At 65.2% G+C, this 18,440-nt stretch carries 12 protein-coding genes and 1 other RNA gene; 4 read left to right on the top strand and 9 right to left on the bottom strand.

The window, feature by feature from the left end:
* Positions 1 to 133 precede the first annotated feature (133 nt).
* A complete protein-coding gene (locus AB2N08_RS19120) occupies positions 134 to 2,539 on the bottom strand; it encodes a penicillin acylase family protein (protein ID WP_367612488.1) in 2,406 nt (801 codons plus the stop codon).
* A gap of 155 nt (positions 2,540 to 2,694) precedes the next feature.
* Between AB2N08_RS19120 and AB2N08_RS19115 the strand changes: the two genes are divergently transcribed.
* Positions 2,695 to 3,003 (top strand): hypothetical protein, encoded by a 309-nt coding sequence (locus AB2N08_RS19115; RefSeq protein ID WP_367612487.1) that lies wholly within the window; start codon positions 2,695 to 2,697, stop codon positions 3,001 to 3,003.
* A gap of 75 nt (positions 3,004 to 3,078) precedes the next feature.
* On the opposite strand, the gene recR is transcribed toward AB2N08_RS19115, so the two are convergent.
* The 5 genes from recR to ubiD form a co-directional block, all read right to left on the bottom strand.
* On the bottom strand, positions 3,079 to 3,669 hold the full coding sequence (recR, locus tag AB2N08_RS19110) for a recombination mediator RecR (protein WP_367612486.1): 591 nt from the start codon (positions 3,667 to 3,669) through the stop codon (positions 3,079 to 3,081).
* Positions 3,670 to 3,728: 59 nt separating this feature from the next.
* Entirely contained in the window at positions 3,729 to 4,058 is a 330-nt protein-coding gene (locus AB2N08_RS19105; protein ID WP_183550557.1) for a YbaB/EbfC family nucleoid-associated protein, read from the bottom strand.
* Positions 4,059 to 4,093: 35 nt separating this feature from the next.
* Positions 4,094 to 6,262 (bottom strand): DNA polymerase III subunit gamma/tau, encoded by a 2,169-nt coding sequence (locus tag AB2N08_RS19100; protein ID WP_367612485.1) that lies wholly within the window; start codon positions 6,260 to 6,262, stop codon positions 4,094 to 4,096.
* 172 nt (positions 6,263 to 6,434) lie between these two features.
* An RNA gene (ffs, locus tag AB2N08_RS19095) (signal recognition particle sRNA small type) lies at positions 6,435 to 6,533 on the bottom strand.
* Positions 6,534 to 7,048: 515 nt separating this feature from the next.
* On the bottom strand, positions 7,049 to 8,533 hold the full coding sequence (gene ubiD / locus AB2N08_RS19090; protein WP_367612484.1) for a 4-hydroxy-3-polyprenylbenzoate decarboxylase: 1,485 nt from the start codon (positions 8,531 to 8,533) through the stop codon (positions 7,049 to 7,051).
* A gap of 623 nt (positions 8,534 to 9,156) precedes the next feature.
* Here ubiD and AB2N08_RS19085 point away from each other — a divergent pair.
* Positions 9,157 to 9,954, top strand: a complete 798-nt coding sequence (locus tag AB2N08_RS19085; RefSeq protein WP_367612483.1) for a transglycosylase SLT domain-containing protein — start codon at positions 9,157 to 9,159, stop codon at positions 9,952 to 9,954.
* Positions 9,955 to 10,121: 167 nt separating this feature from the next.
* On the opposite strand, the gene nusB is transcribed toward AB2N08_RS19085, so the two are convergent.
* The 3 genes from nusB to ribBA are packed head-to-tail and all read right to left on the bottom strand — an operon-like array spanning position 10,122 to position 12,251.
* Positions 10,122 to 10,592 carry a transcription antitermination factor NusB gene (nusB, locus tag AB2N08_RS19080; RefSeq protein ID WP_367612482.1) on the bottom strand — a complete coding sequence of 157 codons (471 nt, stop codon included), beginning with the start codon at positions 10,590 to 10,592 and terminating at the stop codon, positions 10,122 to 10,124.
* Between the two features lie 19 nt (positions 10,593 to 10,611).
* Positions 10,612 to 11,091, bottom strand: a complete 480-nt coding sequence (gene ribH / locus AB2N08_RS19075; RefSeq protein ID WP_367612481.1) for a 6,7-dimethyl-8-ribityllumazine synthase — start codon at positions 11,089 to 11,091, stop codon at positions 10,612 to 10,614.
* A gap of 47 nt (positions 11,092 to 11,138) precedes the next feature.
* Positions 11,139 to 12,251 carry a bifunctional 3,4-dihydroxy-2-butanone-4-phosphate synthase/GTP cyclohydrolase II gene (ribBA, locus tag AB2N08_RS19070; protein ID WP_367612480.1) on the bottom strand — a complete coding sequence of 371 codons (1,113 nt, stop codon included), beginning with the start codon at positions 12,249 to 12,251 and terminating at the stop codon, positions 11,139 to 11,141.
* A 345-nt stretch (positions 12,252 to 12,596) separates the two neighbouring features.
* Between ribBA and AB2N08_RS19065 the strand changes: the two genes are divergently transcribed.
* Positions 12,597 to 15,269, top strand: coding sequence for a two-component system response regulator (locus tag AB2N08_RS19065; protein WP_367612479.1), 2,673 nt, complete (start codon positions 12,597 to 12,599; stop codon positions 15,267 to 15,269).
* Between the two features lie 114 nt (positions 15,270 to 15,383).
* Complete coding sequence (locus AB2N08_RS19060) at positions 15,384 to 18,326, top strand: M16 family metallopeptidase (protein ID WP_367612478.1); 2,943 nt, start codon at positions 15,384 to 15,386, stop codon at positions 18,324 to 18,326.
* Positions 18,327 to 18,440 lie beyond the last annotated feature (114 nt).

Here is an 18,440-nt window from a genome sequence, read left to right as displayed (position 1 = left end):
AATAGACAGGCCGAGATCAAAAATCAGGGATGTCTATTCTGATGCGACAGTCAACAAGATTATTCCGGACAGCAGTGAGCGGAGGCTGGAACGACGTTCAAAGGTCAACGTAGAAAACTGCAGTCGCGGATCGCTACGGCACCAACCGCAACGTATGCTTCACCGCGCCCGGCAACAATGGCGTCGGCTTGCCCTCCACCCAGGCCCCATGGTCGCCCATGAAAAACGGCGACAGCGGATGCCCGCTCTGCCCGCCCGGCATATTGTACAAGCCCTCTTCTTCCCGTCCCGGCGACACGATCAGGCGTTCGGACTGGCCGAACTTCGGCCCCGCCACGCGCGGCATGTGTGCGTCGCCCGCCAGCTGGTCGGCCGGTGCGGCCAGCCATGGCCGCAGCGCCGGCACCGCCATGCTGATCGGATGCGCAACGTCCACGGTATTGCGCGCGCCCCAGGTGGCTTGCGCCAGCGGCGTGCCGGCGTCCTGCAGCGCAGTGATTGCACGATCCACGGCCGCCAGTTGCAACGCCTGCCAATCGGCGTAGCCTGACGGCAGCCAGCCGGCCGGCTGTTCGTTGAGCAGGCGCGCCATTACCGCCGGCCAGCGCGCGCTGGCGCCGGCGGCGCTGGCTTTCGGATCGAGCGCCTTGAGCTGCACATTGACCCCGGTGTACAGCAGGTCGTGCAGCGCCCACATGAAGTCGCGCGCCAGGCGGTAGCCGACAGAGTTCACGCTGGCCCGGCCATCCCAGCTCGTCTCGAGCAGGCGCCGGAACTCGGCCCGCTGCGGGCGCCCGGCCAGCGCGCTGGCATCGAGCGCAAGCAGCGCGCGGTCACGCCACGCGCCGATCAATAGCGCGCGGTCGTCCAGCGCCGCATCGAACGCGCGCCGTACATCGGTCTGCGCGCCCAGCGCCGCCACGCGATCGTGCAACTGACGGTTGCGCATCCCCAGGTCGTAGCCGCCGTCGCCCAGCAGCGCATAACCCTCGCCCATCAACTGGCGGCTGTTGGCGGTGGTGAGCTGGCCAATGGCGGGGTTGACCACGCGCGGGTACGCCGCGTAGGGCAGCGTGCCCTTCCAGGTTGGCGTCGCTGTATCCGGTGGCAGCGGGAACGTCGTGTCGTTCGCCGCCGTCGCGCGCTGCGGCAGCAGGCCGGCGATCGTCCAGCCGATGTTCCCGCGCGCGTCGCCGGCCACGAAGTTCTGGGCCGGGATGCCGTTGCTGGCCGCCGCTGCCAGCGCCGCGTCGAGCGTGGCACTGGACTCGAGCTTGAGGTGATTCATGTTCAGCGCCGCCGGATCGTGCGCGATCCAGTGCACGGCGTAGCTGCGCCCGGCGACCTCGCGGATCGGGCCCAGCCACGTATCGCGCACCACCAAGCGTTCGGCCGGCGCGCCTTTCACCAGGATCGTCTCGACATATTCCTGCGGCGTTTCCCACCTGCCCGCCACGCTCACCTGGCCCGGACGCGCGGCGTCCATGCCCAGTTCGACCAGGTCGAGCGTATCGGCATAGCTGTTGGTGAAGGCCCACGCCACCTGGCCATTGCTGCCGACGATGACCGAGGGCGGCGCGCCGGGCAGGCTCACGCCCGCCAGGCGGCGCTGGCCGCCGGGGGCGGTCGGATCGGGGAAGCGCAGCGCCAGCCGGTACCAGATGTTCGGCAGTTGCAGGCCCAGGTGCATGTCGTCGGCGACGATGGCCGCGCCGTTCGTGCTGCGGCTGCCGGCCAGTGCATAGTTGTTGCTGCCAACCGAGTCGGTTACGTCCCGTCCGGACAGCTTGATGGGCGCGCCCGGCACGAGGCGCGCCTCGCCCCACCAGCCTGGCGCGCGAGCGGGCAGCGGCACAAGCTCGGGCGCCGCGCCGCCGTCCAGCGTCGTGTCGAAGTCCGTGGCCTCGGGCAGCAAGAACGCCAGTTGCGCGGCGTCGCTGTGCGCGCGCATCCAGCCGCGCGCCAATTCACGCGAGGCCTGCATGCCTTGCAGGTCGATGTACATGGCCCAGATGACAAGGAGGGAATCCGATCCGTGCCACGGCCGCCGCGCAGCGCCGGTCAGCGCGTATTCGAACGGCCGCGCACCAAGCGCCGCCAGGCCTTCGTTGACGCCGACCGCGTAGCGTTCCAGCAGTGCGCGTTCTGGCGCGGGCAGGCGCGCAAACGTCGCCTGGGCGCGGGCCTTGAAGCGATGCAGCCGGTTGGCACGGTCAAGGGGCACGGCGCGCTGGCCGAACAGTTCGGCAAGTTCGCCAGCCGCCGTGCGGCGCAGCAGGTCCATCTGGAAGAAGCGCTCCTGCGCGTGCACGAAGCCGGTCGCATACGCCACGTCGAGCCGCGTGGCACCGGTGATCAGCGGCACGCCGCTCGCATCGCGCTCGATGCGCACCTCGCCCGTCAAGCCCGCGATCTGGCGCTCGCCGTCGAGCTGCGCCAGGCTGGCGCGCAAGAACAGCCACGCGCCGAGCAGCACGAGCAGCACCAGTCCCAGCAGCGCACCGATGCTGCGCAACGTCCATTTCTTCCATCGCTGCATGTGATCCCCCTGATTGCTGCGTATGTTGCCAGAAAAACCTTTCGACGAGCATCAAAGAGCACGACGACGCGAGATTCGCACGTTTGATCTGGATCATATCCACACCGGGTTCTGATTCTAAGCTGACACTGCGTCACCACCCCAGGAGAGCTGTCATGTTCACCGCCGTTCGCAAGCATTGTCGCTCGTTGGCCATGGCCGGCCTGGCCTTGCTGGCCGCAGCCTGCTCCACGCCCGCCGAGCGCGCCGCGCGCATGCAGGCTGAAATGACCCAGCTCATCGCCATCTACGGCCCGGCTTGCACGCAACTGGGCTACGCCGCCAGCAGCGACCCGTGGCGCCAGTGCGTGCTGCACCTGAGCACGCGCGAGGAGTTGCAGCGCATGGGCAGCAACTCCGGCGTGTATGGCGGTTGGGGACCGGGCCGCTGGCATGGCGGCGGGTATTGGGGGCCGTACTGGTAATGCCACGCGTAAAAAAACGAGGCCCGTATCGACAGGCCTCGTTCGGATATCGCCAGAGCGACAGCAGGCGGCAAATTACGTGCTGCGGCGATCGAGCATGGCGCGCGCAATCGTGCCCGCATCGACATATTCCAGCTCTCCACCGACCGGCACGCCGCGCGCGAGCCGGCTGACCTTCAGGCCGCGCGCCTTGAGCATCTCGCTGATGTAGTGCGCGGTGGCTTCACCCTCGTTGGTGAAATTGGTGGCCAGTACCACCTCACCCACCACCTCGTCGGTGGCGCGTGTCACCAGCTTTTCCAGGTGCAGGTCGCGCGGCCCGATGCCGTCCAGCGGCGACAGCCGGCCCATCAGCACGAAATACAGGCCGCGCCAGGTGAGCGTCTGCTCGACCATCAACTGGTCGGCCGGCGTTTCAACCACGCACAGCAGCGTGTGATCGCGCTCGGGATCGGCGCACAGGTCGCAGATCTCGACATCCGAGAAGGTATTGCACTTGACGCAGTGGTGCACCGTGTCGACCGCCTGGTACAGCGCGCGCGACAATTGCGCCGCGCCCTCGCGGTCATGCTGCAGCAGGTGAAATGCCATGCGCTGGGCCGATTTGGGACCCACGCCAGGCAGGCGCCGGAGCGATTCGATGAGAAATTCGAGGGATGTCGACATGGGTGGCTGAATAAAAACGGCCTGCCGGCCTGACGCCGGCAGGCCGCATCGTCATTGCATCAGAAAGGCATCTTGAAGCCGGGCGGCAGGCCCGGCATGCCGGCGGTGACGCCGCTCATTTTCTCGGCAGCAGTTGCCTCAGCCTTGCGCGAGGCGTCGTTGAACGCAGCGGCGACCAGGTCTTCCAGCATGTCGCGGTCGTCGCCGAGCAGCGACGGATCGATGGTGACGCGCTTGACGTCGTTCTTGCAGGTCATGACGACCTTGACGAGGCCGGCGCCCGACTGGCCTTCGACTTCGACCAGGGCCAGCGCTTCCTGCGCCTTCTTCATATTGTCCTGCATGGCTTGCGCCTGTTTCATCAAGCCTGCGAGCTGGTTTTTCATCATGGTGTGGTTCTCCAAATAGGGTTATCTAAGTTGATTCAGGCGATCTTGACCGAGCCGGGCACGACGAACGCATCGAAGCGTTGCTCGAGTTCCTGCACGAACGGGTCGGCCGCGACCACGGCCTCGGCCTCGCGCTGGCGCGCTTCACGCGCCGCTTTCTGTTCGGCGCCGGCGGTGTACCAGACCGGGCCGATGTCGGATTCCACGCTCACGCGCAGATGCGGGAAATGTTCTTGTAGCGCCGCCGCCAGCTTTTCGCTGTTGCCGCTGGCGCGCAGCGTGTCGACTGGCACGCGCAGCCGGAACGTGACCGCATTGTCGTTGGTTTCGCACGCGATCAGCTCGGTCTGCAGGGCCAGTTGCTGGGCCACGCCGCGCAGAGGCAGGCTGCCGGCCAGCGCCGGCCAGTTGCCGTCCCAGGAGATCTCTGGCACCGGCGTGATGACATAGGCATGCGGCGCCACGCGGGGCGCGCGCACCGCCGGAGCCACGACCACGGCCGGCGCGGCCTCGGTGGTGACGGTGGCCACCGCCGTGTCGTCGGAAAATTCGGTGACCCATGAAGGCACATCATCGTCTGCCGGCTGCGGGGCGCGCATCGTCGGTTGCGGCGGCGCAATGGCTTGGGCTTGGGCTTGCGCCGGTACGACGGACTGCGCCACGGCTTGCTGGCCGCCGCCGTCCCACGGCGGGGCCGCCTGGCTGCGTGGCGCCGTGTGCATCGAGGCGCCTGGCCCCGGCGCTGCAGGCGCTGGTGGACGCGGCGCTGGCGAAGGTGGCGAAGGCGGCACTGCGTCGGCCGCTGGCTCAGGACGCTTGTTGCCGCCCGCGCGCATGCCCGAGCCGGCACGCGCCGCTTCGAGCGCCGCATTGAGCGCGGCCCGCGCCGACGTCATCGGCGGCGCGCCGGCAGCGGCAGCTGCGGCGACGGGCGCGGCAGGCATTGGCGGTGCCGACGGACGTGGCGCCGGTGCAGCCGCCGGGGCCGACGCGGCCGCGCGCGGCGTCACCGCCGCATGACTCGCCGCAACCGCCGCCGCAGCGCGCGCACCAGGCACGTTGATCGGCGCCGCTACCGGCGGTGCGCCGACGTCCGAGCCGCCCTGGCCGGGGCGAAAGGCGAGCATGCGCAACAGCGTCATGGTGAAGCCCGCGTATTCGTCCGGCGCGAAACCGATCTCGTTACGGCCATGCACGGCGATCTGGTAATACAGCTGCACTTCTTGCGGCTCGAACAGGCCGGCCAGGCGCATGATGTCGGCCAGCTCCGGCAAGTCTTGCGGCACCGCGCCCGGCACCGATTGCGCCAGCGCGATGCGGTGCAGCAGCGTGCCCAGGTCTTGCAGCGCGCCGTTGTACGACAGGCTGCGGCTGGCCATTTCGTCGGCCACCGCCATCAGGTCGGCGCCATCCTGCGCGGCCAGCGCATCGAGCAGGCGCACCAGGTACGACCCGTCGAGCGCGCCGAGCATGCCCTGCACCGATTCGAGCGTGACCTGGCCGGCGGCGTAGGCGATGGCCTGGTCGGTCAGCGACAGCGCATCGCGCATCGAGCCGTGCGCGCCTTGCGCCAGCAGGCGCAGCGCGGGCTGCTCGAACGTGACGCCCTCTTGCCCCAGGATGTCTTCGAGGTGGCCCACGATATGCCCCGGCGGCATCTGCTTGAGGTTGAACTGGAGGCAGCGCGACAGCACCGTCACCGGGATTTTTTGCGGGTCGGTGGTGGCGAGGATGAACTTGACGTGCGGCGGCGGTTCTTCGAGCGTCTTGAGCATCGAATTGAACGCGTGGTTCGTCAGCATGTGCACCTCATCGATCATGTAGACCTTGAAGCGCGCATTGCTCGGTGCGTAGACGGCTTGTTCGAGCAGCTGCGCCATCTCGTCGACGCCGCGGTTGGACGCCGCATCCATCTCGATGTAGTCGACGAAGCGACCGGCATCGATGGCGACGCAGGCTTCGCACACGCCGCATGGCTGCTCGGTGATGCCGCCCTGCCCGTCCGGGCCGATGCAATTGAGCGACTTGGCCAGGATGCGCGACAGCGTGGTCTTGCCGACCCCGCGCGTGCCCGTGAACAGATAGGCGTGGTGCAGCCGCCCGGTGCGCAGTGCGTGGCTCAGTGCACGAACGACGTGCTCCTGGCCAACCAGCGTATCGAAATTCTTGGGACGGTATTTGCGGGCGAGGACTTGATAGGACATGCCACGATTTTACCGCAGATGACGGTCGCCGCGAACATTCGGCGGTCGAGCTGGCGTACGGCGGGGCACGGGACGACGGCGACAGGCGTGGTGAAGCCGCGCTGGCGAAGGTGATTCAAAAAAGGGGAGGAAGCAGCGGAGATACAGCGAAAATACAGCGAGGAAGATCGAAAGAGGCGAGCCTGATCTGCGGCACTTGCGGTGAACGGCTTTGGCTGCTTCGTTCCCGACCTGACCAGGTAAACCATGCCACAATGCGCAGGGGCCCGCCAACCCGAATTATACCGCACGCACGCAGTTTGGGGAACTGGCCTGACCGCCTCATACACAAACCGCCAGCACCCGCCTTCACCACGTCAGTATGCACGTCGTTCCCGCGCAGGCGCACTGCTGTCCGGGATATTCATACGCAAAAGTATGCACGTCATTCCCGCGAAGGCGGGAATCCAAGTGAAGTTACAGAATGTTCATTCTCTTGCGTGGCCCGAACGCTCACCGGAGGTCGGTTTTTAGGCCGCTAGCCGGCGACACTTAGGTTCCCGCCAAGGCGCCCGGCGAGGGCGGGAACGACGTGGTTTTCCCTATGAGGCGATCTCATTTAAGCACTCAGAATTATTCCGGATAGCAGTGGGCGCAGGCGGGAACGCAAGTCCGTCGCGTCGCCACAAATAGTAATTGTGGCGACCACGCATGCACAACTGGGTTCCAGCCTCCGCTGCAACGACGTGCTGAGGGCAACACATGATAGCGACGTCCGTGAATTGCCGACCCCGCTACCGCTTCCACCTAAATCCCCAGTTCTTGCCAGATCGCATCCACGCGCGCCTTGACCTCGGGCGCCATCACGATCGGCGTACCCCATTCGCGGTTCGTCTCGCCCGGCCACTTGTTGGTCGCATCGATGCCCATCTTGCTGCCCAGGCCACTGATGGGCGACGCGAAATCGAGGTAATCGATCGGCGTATTGTCGACCAATACAGTGTCGCGGGTCGGGTCGACACGCGTCGTGATCGCCCAGATCACCTCTTTCCAGTCGCGCACGTTGACGTCCTCGTCCACCACCACGATGAACTTGGTATACATGAACTGGCGCAGGAAACTCCAGACCCCGAACATCACGCGCTTGGCATGGCCCGCGTACTGCTTCTTCATCTGCACCACCGCCATGCGGTAGCTGCAACCTTCCGGCGGCAGATAAAAATCGGTGATCTCGGTGAACTGTTTCTGCAGCAGCGGAATGAACACTTCATTGAGCGCCACGCCCAATACGGCCGGCTCGTCCGGCGGTTTGCCGGTATAGGTCGAGTGATAGATCGGATCGCGCCGCATCGTGATGCGATCGATGGTGAACACCGGAAAACTATCCTGTTCATTATAGTAGCCAGTGTGGTCGCCATACGGCCCCTCGAGCGCATGCTCGAAACCGGTCGGGTGGTTCGCGTCCGGGTAGATATGCCCTTCCAGCACGATCTCGGCGGATGCCGGCACCCTGAGTTCGCTGCCGATCGCCTTGGTCAGTGTCGTGCGACTGCCGCGCAGCAGGCCGGCGAACTGGTATTCGGACAGCGAATCGGGCACCGGCGTCACCGCGCCCAGGATGGTGGCCGGATCGGCGCCCAGTGCCACGGCGATCGGATACGGCTGGCCGGGATTGGCCAGCGCATGCTCGCGAAAGTCGAGCGCACCGCCGCGATGCGCCAGCCAGCGCATGATCACCTTATTGCGCCCCAGAACTTGCTGACGGTAGATGCCCAGGTTCTGGCGCTTTTTATTCGGACCCTTGGTGATGACCAGGCCCCAGGTGATCAATGGCGCGACGTCGCCCGGCCAGCAATGCTGGATCGGCAGGCGGGCCAGGTCGACGTCCTGCCCTTCCCACACGATCTCCTGGCACGCCGCGCCCTTGACTTCTTTCGGCGCCATATCCCACACGGCCTTCACGAGCGAGCCCATGCCCATGATGTCGGCGAAGCCCTTCGGCGGCTCGGGTTCCTTCAGGCGCGCGAGCACGTGACCGATGCGGCGCAGTTCGCTCACATCGCTCGCGCCCATGCCCAGTGCCACGCGTTTGGGCGTGCCGAACAAATTGGCCAGCACCGGAATCGTGTGCCCGGTTGGCCTGGAAAACAGTAGCGCAGGACCCTCGGCGCGCAACGTGCGGTCGCATACTTCGGTCATTTCGAGGTGGGTCGAGACCGGAATATCGACGCGTTTGAGCTCACCCATGCGCTCCAATTGGGCCATAAAATCACGCAGATCTGTATATTTCATCAAGTTTTAAGCTTTTCTTCGGTTGCAGAACATTAGTGAAGCGGCGACGCCAAGTGATTGATTCAACAAGTGTTTCACGCTCATCAGTCCCTTCTTAATAACTAGAAGTAATATAGAACCAATGTGCTAGGGTTGACTTGATATAAGCTGCCCCCTACAATCCGTCCTACTTTGATGAGACAGCCATACTTTTTTTGACACAATTTTAGCTGTTCTCATGCATTCACGGGGTCGGGGCCCCACATGACATTTTAGGAGTGTTTTCAACGGGCGTCTGCCCACTCCCCCGAGACAGTTGTTGAGCCACTGGCACCAGTCCCCATGTTGGACGGCAGCCAGCTGAAGCAAGGCAATGACGGCGTTAGTCGGCCGCGTCGCGGCGACAAACGATTTTCTGATGCACGGTCTAGAGCACCCCCACGTAACGCCTTTGGCGCGACGACGGGCTTCTTTTCGCCGCGACAAGGGGAAATTCGATGTTTCATCGTTTCATCATGAGCGCAAAGCTCATGCATTCCATGGCCAGCCAGCCGATCACGGTTTCCTCCGTGACCAAAACGGCACGCCGTGTTTTACAAACTGCACGTTCGACCCTGACCGTATTCGGTCTCAGCGCAGTGGCCATGATGGCCCTGATCTACTCCAACGACAGTGTCGCCAAGCGCGTCTCTGAGATGCTGCACCCGCAGCCTGTCGTCGCGGCCGTCGTGCCGCCCGCGCCCGTCGCTACCGTCGTGCCAGCCATGCAGGCCACGGCCAACGCGGTTGCCATCGAAACGACCCACCTGGGCACGTCGACTGCCACGCTTGGCAACAGCAAGCAGCAGCAGTACGTGACCAAATGGCTGTCGAAGCGTTACCGCGTCGCCAGCGATGCCGCCAATATGCTGGTCTCGACCGCCTACTTGACGGCGCATGACCTGAAGCTCGATCCGCTGCTGATCCTGGCGGTGATGGCCATTGAATCGGGCCTGAACCCGTTCGCCGAAAGCGCGATGGGCGCCAAGGGCCTGATGCAAGTCATGGCCAAGGTCCACCACGACAAGTTCGAGAAAGTCGGCGGCCAGCAGGCAGCCTTGAATCCGGTCGCCAACATCCGTGTCGGCGCCCTGATCCTGAAAGACTATGTCAAGCGCACCGGTTCGGTCGAGGGCGGCTTGAAGACCTACGTCGGCGCCGCCGATATGGACAGCGACCAGGGCTATGGCGCCAAGGTGCTCAACGAGTACCGCCTGCTGAACCAGGTCGCCAAGGGCCAGAACGTGCCGGCGATGAAGCGCTACACGCCAACGCCGGCGCCGATCGTCGTCAGCAAGCAGCCGGAAACCGAAAGCGTCAAGCCGGAAGTCAAGTCGGTGCCGGAGGCAACCACGGTTGCCAACGCGCCGGTGGTCACTGCAGACGCACTGGCCGGTCTGTAAGCGCTACGCGCTTTCCGAGAAACCATCGCTGCGGCGGTGGTTTTTTTTGGCGGGTGCACGTCCAGGTTGCAGGCGGCGCGGCTGACTTGGGTTCCGCGCCGTATCCGCAACCATAAAAAAAGCCACCGGCTCGCGCACGGTGGCTTTCTTGTTAGTGCGAACGACGATCAGCGCCGCTGATCGCCCGCCGCTTCATCCGGGCGCAGGCGCTGGGCCAGCTTGTCCAGCACGCCATTGACATACTTGTGGCCGTCGATACCGCCAAACGACTTGGTCAGCTCGACCGCTTCGTTGATCACGACGCGGTACGGCACTTCAGGGTGGTTCTTCAGCTCGTAGGCGCCCAGCAGCAGCACCGCGTGCTCGATCGGCGACAGTTCGGCGATCGAACGGTCGATCAGCGGCGCGATCGACTCGCGCAGCTCGACCGAGGTGCTGATGGCGCCATTGAGTAGCGCCGAAAAGAAATCACTGTCGGCCTTGTCGAAACCATGGGCGCTGCGGATATTGGTCGCCACGATGCGTGCCGGTTCATTGTTCAGCAGCCATTGATACAGCCCCTGGAGCGCGAACTCGCGCGCGCGGTGGCGCGGCGTGCGGTTCTTGCTCGGGTTGGCGTGCATATTCTTGTCAGTCATTGTTCTCTTGCCTTTACTGTTATTCGTCCTCTGGCACCAGCTCGTCCAGCGCCATCAGGAGGTTGGCCATTTCAACGGCGACACGCGCTGCGTCGGCGCCTTTTTCGGCCATGCGTACTTCTGCCTGCTCATCGTTTTCGGTGGTCAGGATCGCGTTGGCGATCGGGATGCCGTAATCGAGACCGATGCGGGTGATGCCCGCGCCCGATTCGTTCGACACCAGCTCGAAGTGGTACGTTTCACCGCGGATGACCGCGCCCAGCGCGATCAGGGCATCGAACTGTTCGGTGACAGCCATGCGCTGCAGCGCCAGCGGCACTTCGAGCGCGCCCGGCACGGTCACGTGCAGGATGTCTTCGTCGGCCACGCCCAGGCGCTTGAGTTCAGCCAGACACGACGACAGCAGGCCATGACCGACATCGGCGTTGAAACGGGCCTGCACGATACCGATGCGCAGGTCTTCGCCCTGCATATTGCTTTCAAAAGTTCCTACCGTCATGACTGACCTCTTGTATTGGTTGTTCTATATTAGTTGGATTGGATGGTTCAGGCGTCGGGCCGCGGCACGTAGCCCGTCACTTCCAGGTCGAACCCGGTCATTGACGGCATCTTGCGCGGGTTGGCCAGCAGTTGCATCTTGCCCACGCCCAGCGCGCGCAGGATCTGGGCGCCAATGCCGTAGGTGCGCAGGTCCATCGATGCGGCGCGGGCCCCCAGACGGTTGCCCTTGGCATCCTGCGGCGCCAGTTGCGCAAACAATTGCTCGGCCGTTTCGCCGCAATTGAGCAGCACGATCACGCCGGCGCTGCTGGCCTTGATGGTGCGCATGGCCGAAGCCATATCCCACGAGTGGGTGGTGGCGCGGTTTTCCAGCAGGTCGAGGATCGACACCGGCTGGTGCACGCGCACGAGCGCTTCTTTCTCGGGCGACAGGTCACCATGCACCAGTGCCAGGTGGGCCGAGCCGCTCGGGGCGTCGCGAAACGCCACCAGCTGGAATGTGCCCGCTTCGGTCGACAGCGTGCGCTCGGCAACGCGCTCGACCAGGCATTCGTTCTGGCTGCGGTAATGGATCAGGTCGGCAATGGTGCCGATCTTGAGGTGGTGTTCTTTCGCGAACTCGATCAGGTCGGGCAGGCGCGCCATGGTGCCGTCTTCCTTGATGATCTCGCAGATCACCGAAGCGGGCGACAGGCCGGCCATCTGCGTGAGGTCGCAACCGGCTTCGGTGTGACCGGCGCGCATGAGCACGCCGCCCTTCTGGGCGCGCAGCGGGAAGATGTGGCCCGGCTGGACCAGGTCGTCAGGCACGGTGCCTTTATTGACGGCGACCTGGATCGTGCGGGCGCGGTCGGCTGCCGAGATGCCGGTGGTCACGCCTTCGGCCGCTTCGATCGATACCGTGAAATTGGTGCCGAACGAGGTGCCGTTTTTCGACGTCATCATCGGCAGGGCGAGCTGGTCGCAGCGCTCTTCGGTCAGGGTCAGGCACACCAGGCCCCGGGCATGGCGAATCATGAAATTGATCGCCTCGGGCGTGACAAAGTCGGCTGCAAGCACGAGGTCGCCTTCGTTTTCGCGATCTTCTTCGTCGACCAGGATGACCATGCGGCCAGCGCGCAGTTCGGCGACGATTTCCTCGGTGCTGGAAATGGACATACAGATTCCTTGAAACGGGGTTTTGCGTAATCCGCTATTTTAAAGGATTTACAGACTCCCAACCGCATTCCCGATGGCAGCAAGCCCAAATTGCCAGCACGGCGCGCCCCTGGCGTCAACCGTGCGTTGCCAATAGACAACCACAGGTGACCTCGCGCCAGTAAATTGCTAAGCTAGCCAACTCGCCAGGCAAGCCCGTGGCACGACTGCACCCAACTGGATTATGATTAAGACATTATTGCCGTATTTACCCGTCGTCCGCGGCAGTCATTTCCACGGAGTCGCCATGCCGGTTGTCCATCCTGTTCATTTCCCCGGCGCCACCGCCAGCGGCGGGCTTCGCTGATGGCCACCATCCTGATCGTCGACGACCGGCCAAGCAACCGCAGCTACCTGAGCGCCCTGCTGGGCCTTTCCGGCCACCGCATCCTCGAAGCTGAAAACGGCGCCTGCGCGCTGGCCATCACGCGCGCCGAGCTGCCCGACCTGATCATCACCGACATCCTGATGCCGACGATGGACGGCTACGAGTTCGTCCAGCAACTGCGCGCCGAACCGGCGCTGCAAGACACGCGCGTCATCTTCTTCTCGGCCGTGTATTCCGAGCGCGAAACGCTGGCCATGGCGGCGCGCTGCGGCGTGACCACGGTGCTGGGCAAGCCCGCCGACCCGCACCGCATCCTCGACGCCGTCGACGCCGAACTGGGCGTGGCCGGCGGCGCGCCGGCGCCCTGCCCCAAGGCGTCGCAAGAGCACGAGCGCGAGTTGCCGTTCGACCTGGGCGCGCGCCTCGGCGAACTCGAACGCATGTGCATGATGCTCGTCGGCGAGCGCCGGGTCGAGGCGCTGGCGGCGGCCTTTGTCGACGCCGCACGCCGGGTGCTCGATGCCGATTGCGTCGCCCTGTGCCTGCTGGGCAGCTCCGAGCGCAGCGTACGCCACCTGGCCACGTACGGCGTCGACAGCGCCCTGCTGCTGCCGACGGCGCTGGCTGAACACGACCTGCCCGGCGTGCTGCTGCGCGCCCGCGCGCCGCTGCGTCTGGAAGCGGACGACACGCTCCTGGCCACGCTGCCCGCCGGGCACCCGCGCGTGGCGCACCTGCTTGGCCTGCAGGTGCACGACCTGCAGCATCCGCTCGGCTGGCTGTATTGCACGCGCGCCGACGGGGGCGCGCCGTTCTCGGACGAAGAAGAACGCTGGGCCACGGCACTGGCAGCGCAACTGGCGGTGGCCTACGAAAACCTGAACCTGTACGAAGTGGTGCAGCACCACGCGGCGCAACTGCAGCTCGAGGCCATCGCCCGCGCCGATTCCGACGCCGCCCTGCGCGACAGCGAACACCGGCTGGAACTGGCGCGCCAGGTGTTCGACAGCACGCAGGAAGCGATCCTGATGACCGACGCCGATGCCAATATCGTCGCCGCCAATCCGGCCTTCGAGACGATCACCGGCTACCACGAGTCCGATGTCATGGGCTGCAATCCGCGCGTCATGCGCTCGGGCCAGCACGACGCCGCGTTCTACGCGAGCATGTGGAGCTGCCTCGAAAAAGACGGCCAGTGGCGCGGCGAAATCTGGAACCGCCGCAAGAACGGCGAAATCTACCCTGCCAGCATGAGCATCAGCGCGGTGCGCGACGACGCCGGCACCCTCACCGCCTATGTGTCGGTATCGACCGACCTGTCGGCGCTGAAGGCTGCGCACCACCAGCTCGATTTTTTGTCGAACCACGACGCGCTGACCCAGCTGCCGAACCGCTCGCTGTTCAACGACCGCGTGGGGCAGGCGCTGGCTGCGGCGCGCCAGGATGCCAGCCAGGTCGCCCTGCTGCTGTTTAACGTCGACCGGCTCTCTCGCATCAACGACAGCCTCGGTCACTCGGCGGGCGACACCGTGCTGCGCGAAGTGGCCCGCCGCGTGAGCGCGCTGGCAGGCCCCACCGATACCGTGGCGCGCCTGTCGGGCGATGAATTCGTGCTGCTCATGACCGACTTCGACGACACCGATGACGTGATCTACTGCGCCCAGCGGCTGATCGACGCCGTGGCCGAGCCGCATTCGGTGGGCGGTCACGATCTGGTGGTCACCGGCAGCGTGGGCATCAGCATCTATCCGCGCGATGGCGACGCGCCGGGCGACCTGCTCAAGGCGGCCGACGCCGCGCTCACGCACGTCAAGGACTCGGGGCGCAATGGCTTCAGGTTCTTCAAGGGCGAGATGAACGCCGAGGCGCTGCGCTGGCTGGCGCTCGAAACACGCCTGCGGCGCGCGATCGAGCGCGACGAATTGTCGCTGCACTACCAGCCGCAAGTCTCGCGCCAGGATGGCACGCTGGTCGGCATGGAAGCGCTGCTGCGCTGGCAAAGCGCCGAGATCGGCAACGTCTCGCCGGCCGACTTCATTCCGCTGGCCGAAGACACGGGCCTGATCCATCCGATCGGCGAATGGGTCATTCGCCAGGCGTGCTTCCAGAACAAGGCCTGGCAAGATGCCGGCCTGGCGCCGGTGCGGGTGGCCGTCAATGTCTCGGCGCACCAGTTCAAGGCCGGCTCGGTGGTGGAAGTGGTACGCCGCGCGCTGGCCGACAGCGGCCTCGATCCGCGCTGGCTCGAGGTCGAACTGACCGAGAGCGTGATGCTGGGCGACAGCAGCGCCGCCGAAGCCCAGATGGCCGAACTGCGCACGCTGGGCGTGTCGCTCTCGCTCGATGACTTCGGCACCGGCTACTCGTCGCTGGGCTACCTGTCGCGCTTCCCGCTCGACAAACTCAAGATCGACCAGACCTTCGTGCGCAATATCACCAGCGAGCAGCGCAGCGCCGCGATCGCCCAGGCTACCATTGCGCTGGCCAAGGGTCTCTCGCTGTCGGTGGTCGCCGAAGGTGTCGAGACGGTCGGCCAGCGCGATTTTCTCGGCTCGCTCGGCTGCGACGTGATGCAGGGATATCTGTATGGTCGCCCTGTTCCGGCGCCCGAGATGGCCAGGTTGCTGGCGCTCGGCGGCGTAACGCTGTAGGCATTGTCCCGTCCTTGCGCTGTCCTTGCACGATTCTTTAGCGCAGCCTTAAGCCCATCCGTACGGGGGCGGGCGACCTGTAAAATGCAGGGATCAAGTCACCGGGATCACCCAATGAGCAACAAATTAGTACGCGGCCTGCTGCTTCCCGCCGCGCTGTGCGTGTTCTCGCTGGCGCACGCGGGCCAACCGGCCCTGCCTGCGCCGCAGAGCAAAGCGCCGGCGGCAGCCGTCTCGAAAATGGACGCGCTGCAGCTCGACGCCGTGATCCCGGTCGGCCCGCAGGTCAAGGTCGGCACACTGGCCAATGGCCTCACTTACTACATCCAGCGCAATGCACGCCCCGAACGCAAGCTCGAACTGCGCCTGGTCGTCAAGGCCGGCTCGATCCTGGAAGACGAGGACCAGCGCGGCCTGGCCCACTTCGTCGAGCACATGGCCTTCAATGGCTCGACCAACTTCCGCAAGCACGAACTGGTGTCGTACCTGCAGTCGATCGGCGTGGGCTTTGGCGCCGACCTCAATGCCTATACCTCGTTCGACGAGACCGTGTACATCCTGCCGATTCCGACGGATAAACCGCAAAATGTGACCAAGGCCTTCCAGGTGCTGGAAGACTGGGCCCACGGCGTCAGCTTCGATACCGATGCCGTCGACAAGGAGCGCGGCATCATCCTCGAAGAAGCGCGCCTGGGCAAGGGCGCGGCCGACCGCATGGGCAAGCAGATCTACCCGCGCCTGTTCAACGGCTCGCGCTACGCCGAGCGCCTGCCGATCGGGCGCGAAGACGTGATCCGCAATTTCAAGCCTGACGCCCTCAAGCGTTTTTACAAGGACTGGTACCGGCCCGACCTGATGGCAGTGGTCGTCGTCGGCGACATCGATCCGGCGCAGGCCGAACGGCTCGTCAAGAAGCACTTCACGCGCCTGAAGAATCCGGATGCGCCGCGCCCGCGCGACTACGCCACCATCCCGGCCCGCGCCGACACCGAGGCCCTGGTCGTGACCGATCCGGAAGCCGACGGCAACTCGGTATTGATCCGCTATCCGGTGCAGCCGGTGCGAGACCTTGGCACCGTGCGCGCCTACCGCGAAGAGCTGGTGCAGGGCCTGTTCGCCTCGATGCTCAGCGCGCGCCTGGCCGAAATCTCGCAACTGCCCGATGCGCCATGGCTCGGCGCGAGCAGCTCACTCGGCAAGCTCACCCCGCGCTACCGCGCGTACAACGCGTCGGCCGCCATCGGCCCGCGCGGCGCGCAGCCGGCCATCGCCGCGCTGGTCCAGGAAAACGAGCGCGCACGCCAGCACGGCTTCGGCCTGCAGGAACTCGAACGCGCCAAGAAAAACCTGATGCGCACCTACGAGCAGGCCTGGAACGAGCGCGCCAAGAGCGATTCGGGCACCTATGCGGCCGAATACATCCGCAACTTCCTGCAGGACGAAGCGATCCCCGGCATCGACACTGAATACCGCTACGTGCAGAACCTGGTGCCCGGCATCACCCAGGCCGAGATGAACGCCTACGCGCGCAGCACCATCCCGCAAGACTCGGGCAAACTGGTGCTGTACACGGGCGTGAACAAGCCCGATACGCCGACCGGCCCGCAGTTGCTGGCCGCGGTGGCCGACGCCGCGCGCCTGCCGGTGGCGCCGCACGACGAGAAGCTGCTGGCGGCGCGCCTGATGGAGCGCCCGGCCCAGCCAGGCAAGATCACGCACGAAGAACACGACAAGGCGCTGGGCCTGACGCGCCTGACGCTGTCGAACGGCGTGAAGGTGATCCTGAAACCCACCGACTTCTTGAACGACCAGGTGATCCTGAGCGCGGCGCGCCCCGGCGGGCAAAGCCTGTTCCCCGACCAGGACATCCTCAACGCACGCTTTTCGAATGCCATCGTGGCCAGCATGGGCGTGAAGGATTTCACGCCGCTCGACATGCGCAAAATACTGGCCGGCAAGGCGGCCGGCGTGACCGTGGGCCTGGGCAGCTATACCGACGTCATCGCCGGCGCTTCGGGCGCGACCGACATCGAGACCATGTTGCAGCTGCTGTGGCTGAAGTTCGCCGACGTGCGCCGCGACGAAGATCTGTTCCACGCGTACATCGACAAGCAGGCCGAAATCGCGCGCAATGGCAGCGGCCAGCCGGGGCGGCGTTTCGGCGACGCAATCGTCTCGGCGCTGTTCAACGACCACCCGCGCGCGCCCCGCACGCTCGAGGCGGCCGAATACGCGAAGATCGACCTCGATCGCAGCATCGCCATCTTCCGCCAGCGTTTTTCGAGCGCCAGGGACATGACGTTCATCCTGGCCGGCAGCTTCGATGAACAAGCGATCCGCCCCCTGTTGGCGAGCTACCTGGGCACCCTGCCCACGCCCGCCATTCCGGTGGCCTTCCGCGACGTGGGCCTGCGCCCGGTGACCGGCGTGGTCAAGCGCGAAGTGCGCAGCGGTACCGAACCGAAGAGCACGATCTCGATCAACTTCACGGGCCCGGCCGAGTTTTCCGAAGCCGAGCAGCTGCGCCTGTCGGCGCTGATCGAAGTGACCAACCTGCGCATCATCGAGGTGCTGCGCGAGAAAATGGCGATGATCTACGGTGGCGGCGCCAGCGGCGCGCTGAGCAAGATCCCGTACGGAAACTATTCGATCGGCATCAACCTGCCGACCGGGCCGGAGAACGTCGACAAGGTCGTGGCCGCGACGTTTGCCGAAATCAAGCGCCTGCAAGAGAACGGCCCGGATGCGGCCGAGCTCGAGAAAGTGAAATCAGGCTGGATCCAGAACCACCGCCGCTCGCTGCGCGAAAATGGCTACTGGGTCGCCAACCTGCAATCGAGCCTGACCGAAGGCACCGATCCGGCGTCGATCCTGAAGGTCGAGCAGCAGGTGGGCGCGCTGACGGCGCAGGACGTGCAGGCGGCGGCGCGCCGTTACTTCGATACGAAGAACTATGTGCAGGTGGTGCTCAATCCTGAGGTGGCAGCCAAAGCGGCATCCGTGGCCAAGGCGCCTGTTGCCGCCAGGATCGACTTGCCGGACACGCCGGCCAGCTGATCCGCCAGGCGCACCGGCCCGGTTGCTCGTGCGGCGGCGTTGTCGTCTATACTATGCAGGCACGATGAGGCCGTGTGCCCGGCACCTGCCGCATCGTGCTTCTGCCGATGTACA

Source organism: Massilia aurea (assembly GCF_040790145.1).
Classification (GTDB): domain Bacteria; phylum Pseudomonadota; class Gammaproteobacteria; order Burkholderiales; family Burkholderiaceae_D; genus Telluria; species Telluria aurea_C.
The sequence above is the reverse complement of the archived record's forward strand: the minus strand, read 5'-3'. Positions and strand labels throughout refer to the sequence as shown.